This is a genomic window from Mycolicibacterium vulneris (genome assembly GCF_002104765.1).
In the GTDB taxonomy this organism is placed as follows: domain Bacteria; phylum Actinomycetota; class Actinomycetes; order Mycobacteriales; family Mycobacteriaceae; genus Mycobacterium; species Mycobacterium vulneris.
The window spans coordinates 1-4,774 of record NZ_NCXM01000068.1 but is presented as its reverse complement, the minus strand read 5'-3'; the positions used below and the strand labels follow the sequence as shown (position 1 = coordinate 4,774).

At 65.8% G+C, this 4,774-nt stretch carries 1 protein-coding gene; it reads right to left on the bottom strand.

Annotated elements, in window-relative coordinates; genetic code table 11:
* Positions 1-4,634: beta strand repeat-containing protein (locus tag B8W69_RS31905; protein WP_220084582.1), on the bottom strand; the 4,634-nt coding region annotated here is incomplete at its 3' end.
* Positions 4,635-4,774: the final 140 nt, after the last annotated feature.

Sequence of the window (4,774 nt, the reverse complement as noted above, 5' to 3'; positions counted from 1 at the left end):
CCACCATCGGTCAGGCTGCCACCACTGGCGACAGTGACGGTGCCACTATCCGTCAACGTGCCACCAGCATTGACCGTCAGCGTGCCGCTATCCGTCAGCGTGCCACCAGCATTGACCGTCAGCGTGCCGCCATCAGTCAGGGCGCCGCCCGAGCTGACCGTCACGGTGCCGCTATCGGTCAGGCTGCCACCCGAATCGATCGTGAGGGCACCGCCATCGGTCAACGTGCCACCAGCATTGACGGTGACCGTCCCGCCGTCCGTCAAAGCCCCAGCGGAACCAACGGTCACGGCGCCGCTATCGGTCAACGTGCCACCCGAACTGACCGTCACGGTCCCGCCATCAGTCAACAAGCCACCCGAACTGACCGTCACGGTCCCGCCATCAGTCAAAGTGCCACCGGCACTGACCGTCACGGTCCCGCCATCAGTCAAGGTGCCACCCGAGCCCAGCACCCCCCCACTGCCGACCGTGACGGACCCGCCATCGGTCAACGTGCCACCCGAACCCACCGTCACCGTCCCCCCGGACCCGAGGACCGACCCCCCATTCACCGACAGGGCACCGCCATGAGCCACCGTCAGGCTGCCCCCATCAGTGAGCACCCCACCCGAACCCAGCACCGACCCACCATCAACGGAAAGAGTTCCGCCATTCGTGACACTCACGGTGCCGCTGTCCGTGAAGGTGCCACCAGACCCCAGAACCGACCCACCGTTGACAGTGACAGTCCCGCCATCGGTCAACGCCCCACCCGAATGCACCGTCACCACACCACCATCGGTCAACGCACCCGTAGAACCGACACTCAGCGTGCCCCCGCCGTTCACATTCACCACACCCGAGGACCCCACATCAATCGTGCCCGCAACCCCGGCACCACCATTGACATTCAACGTCCCGTTATCCACCACCGTGACACCAGAATCCACAGTGAACGAGCCACTGTCGGTCAACACCCCACCCGAATTCACCGTCAGCGCACCACCATCGGTCAGGCTGCCACCACTGGCGACAGTGACGGTGCCACTATCCGTCAACGTGCCACCAGCATTGACCGTGACAGTCCCACCGTCGGTCAATGTGGCGCCCGGACCGACGGCCAGGGTCCCGCCGTTATTCACGGTGAGCGAACCGGTGGAACCCACGTCGATCGTGCCACTGAGGCTGAACGCGCTGTTGATGTCCAGCGTGCCGTCGTCCGTCAGAGTGACACCAGAACCGACGGTGAGCGTTCCGCCATCAGTCAACGTGCCACCCGAATTGATCGTCAGCGCACCACTATCCGCCAACGTGCCGCCGCTGGTGACCGCCACAGTCCCGCTGTCGGTCAACGTCCCCCCGCTGGCAACGGTGACGGTCCCGCTGTCCGTCAGGGTGCCACCCGAACCCACGGTCACCGTGCCGCTATCAGTGAGGGTGCCACCGGAGCTGACGGTCAATGTACCGCTATCGGTGCCACCGGTACTGATAATGATGGTCCCGCCCGTATTGGTCACTGCGCCGCCGTCGGTAAGCGTCCCGCCCCCGGTGACGGTGACGGTCCCAGCGTCGCTCAGGGTGCCACCCGAGCTCACAGTCAATGCGCCGCTGTCCGTCAGGGCGCCGCCGGTGTCGACGGTCAGGGCGCCGCCGGAGCCCACGGTCAGGGCGCCGCCGTCGGTCAGCGTGGCACCCGAGCTCACGGTCAACGTGCCGCCGTCGGCCAAGGTGCCGCTGGCGCTGATCGTCAGAGTGCCGCCGTCGGTCAAGGTGCCGCCGGAGCCGAGAATCCCTCCGCCGCCGACGGTCAGGGTGCCCCCATCGGTGAGGGCACCGCCGGAGCTGATGGTCACGGTTCCACCGGAGCCGACACCCGCCCCGCCGTTGACGGAGACGGCGCCGCCGTTCGCGACGGTGAGGGTGCCGCTGTCGGTGATGGCGCCGCCGGAGCCCAGGATTGTGCCGCCGTTTGCGGAGAGAGTAGCGCCGTTGCCGACGGTGAGGGTGCCGCTGTTACTGAGCGTTCCGCCGGAGCCGAGAACCGTTCCGGCGTCGACGTTGAGAGCGCCGCCGTTCGCCACGGTGAGACTGCCGCTGTTAGTGAGGGTTCCACCGGAACCGAGAACCGCTCCACCGTTGACAGTGACGGTGCCGCTGTCGCTCAATGCCCCGCCTGAGTTAACGGTGACGGCACCGCCGTCGGTAAGCGTGCCGGTGGCACCGACGGTGAGCGTGCCACCGTTATCGACGTTGAGCGCGCCAGTGGAGCCCACGTCGATCGTGCTGCCGGTCAGACTCACACTACTGTTGATATTCATCGTGCCGTTATCGACCACGGTGACACCGGAATCCATCGTGAGCGTTCCGCTATCCGTCAACACGCCACCCGAGTTGATCGTCAGCGCACCGCTATCCGTCAGCACCCCACCCGAATTCACCGTGACCGCTCCGCTGTCGGTCAACGTCCCACCGCTGGCGACAGTGACGGTTCCGCTGTCCGTCAGGGTGCCGCCGGCGTTGACGGTCAGCGTGCCGCTGTCAGTCAATGTGCCGCCGGCGTTGACGGTCACGGCGCCGCTGTCGGTCAACGTGCCACCCGAGCCGACCGTCACGGTCCCGCCATCGGTCAGGGCCCCACCCGAGCTGACCGTCACGGTCCCGCCATCGGTCAGGGCCCCACCCGAGCTGACCGTCACAGTCCCGCCATCAGTCAAGGTGCCACCCGACCCCAGAACCCCCCCACCGCTGACCGTCACGGTGCCACCATCAGTGAGCACGCCACCGGAACTGACCGTCACCGTGCCCCCGGAACCGACAACCGACCCCCCACCGACGGACAAAGTGCCGCCGTTGGCCACGGTGAGACTGCCGCTGTCGGTAAGGAGACCACCCGAGCCCAGAACCGAGCCCCCATCAACGGACAGAGTGCCACCATCGGCCACCGTGACGGTGCCGCCATCCGTCAGGGTGCCACCCGAACCCAAAACCGCACCACCGTTGACCGTGACAGTCCCGCTATCCGTCAACGCCCCACCCGAATTCACCGTGACCGCACCACCATCGGTCAACGTCCCGGTAGCACCCACAGTCAACGTGCCGCCGCTATCGACGTTGAGCGCACCCGTGGAACTCACGTCGATCGTGCCCGCCACACTGGCACCGCTGTCGACATTCAGCGTGCCGCTATCGGTGAGGGTGACACCAGAACCCACCGTCAACGAACCACCATCCGTCAACACCCCACCCGAATTCACCGTCAACGCACCATCATCGGTCAACACCCCACCCGAATTCACCGTGACCACACCACCATCAGACAACGTGCCGCCACTGGCGACCGTCACCGTCCCGCCATCCGACAACGTGCCACCCGAGCTCACGGTCACCGTGCCGCTATCCGTCAACACGCCACCCGAATTCACCGTCACCGTCCCGCTATCGGTAAGGGTGATGCCAGAGTCGACACTCAGCGTGCCGCTATCGGTCAAGGTGCCACCCGAGTTAACCGTCAGCGTGCCGCTATCGGTCAACGCCCCACCGCTAGAGACAGTGACGGTTCCGCTGTCGGTCAACGTCCCACCGCTGGAGACAGTGACGGTTCCGCTGTCGGTCAAGGTGCCGCCAGTGTTCACGGTCAGCGTGCCGCTATCGGTGAAGCTGACACCAGGACTCACGGTCAAGGTGCCGCTATCGCTACCACCAGTACTGACCACCAGGGACCCACCCGTATTCGTCAGGGTGCCGCCATCGGTGAGCACCCCGCCGCCAGTGACCGTCACAGTCCCGCCATCCGTCAAAGTGCCGCCCGAGCTGATGGTCACAGTCCCACCATCGGTCACGGTGCCACCCGACCCCAGAACCCCCCCACTGCTGACAGTCACGGTCCCGCCATCGGTCAACGTGCCACCCGAACCCACCGTCACGGTGCCCCCGGACCCCAGAACCGACCCACCATTGACCGACAACGTGCCACCGTTCGCGACCGTCAGACTGCCGCTGTCGGTAAGGAGACCACCCGAACCCAGAACCGAGCCCCCATCAACGGACAGAGTGCCACCATCGGCCACCGTGACGGTGCCGCCATCCGTCAGGGTGCCACCCGAACCCAAAACCGCACCACCGTTGACCGTGACGGAACCACTATCCGTCAACGCCCCACCTGAATTAACGGTCACCACACCGCCATCGGACAACGTGCCAGAAGAACCCACGCTCAACGTGCCGCCGTCACCGACATTAAGCACACCCGTCGAACCCACATCAATCGTGCCCGCCACACTGGCACCGCTGTTGATATTGACCGTGCCATCATCGACCAGGGTCACACCAGAACCCACCGTCAACGAACCACCATCCGTCAACACCCCACCCGAATTCACCGTCAGCACACCATCATCCGCCAACACCCCACCCGAATTCACCGTGACCACGCCACCATCAGACAACGTGCCGCCACTGGCCACCGTCACCGTCCCGCTATCCGACAACGTGCCACCAGCATTGACGGTCAGGGTGCCGCCATCGGTGAAGGTGCCACCCGGGCCCACGGCCAGGGTGCCGCTATCGCTACCACCAGTACTGACCACCAGGGACCCACCCGTATTGGTCAGAGCACCGCCATCGGTCAACGTGCCGCCGCCAGTGACGGTCACCGTCCCGCCATCCGTCAACGTGCCGGCAGAACCGATGCTCACCGACCCGCTATCCGACAGCGCGCCACCCGAGCCGACCGTCACGGTCCCGCCATCGGTCAGGGCCCCACCCGAGCTGACCGTCACGGTCCCGCCATCGG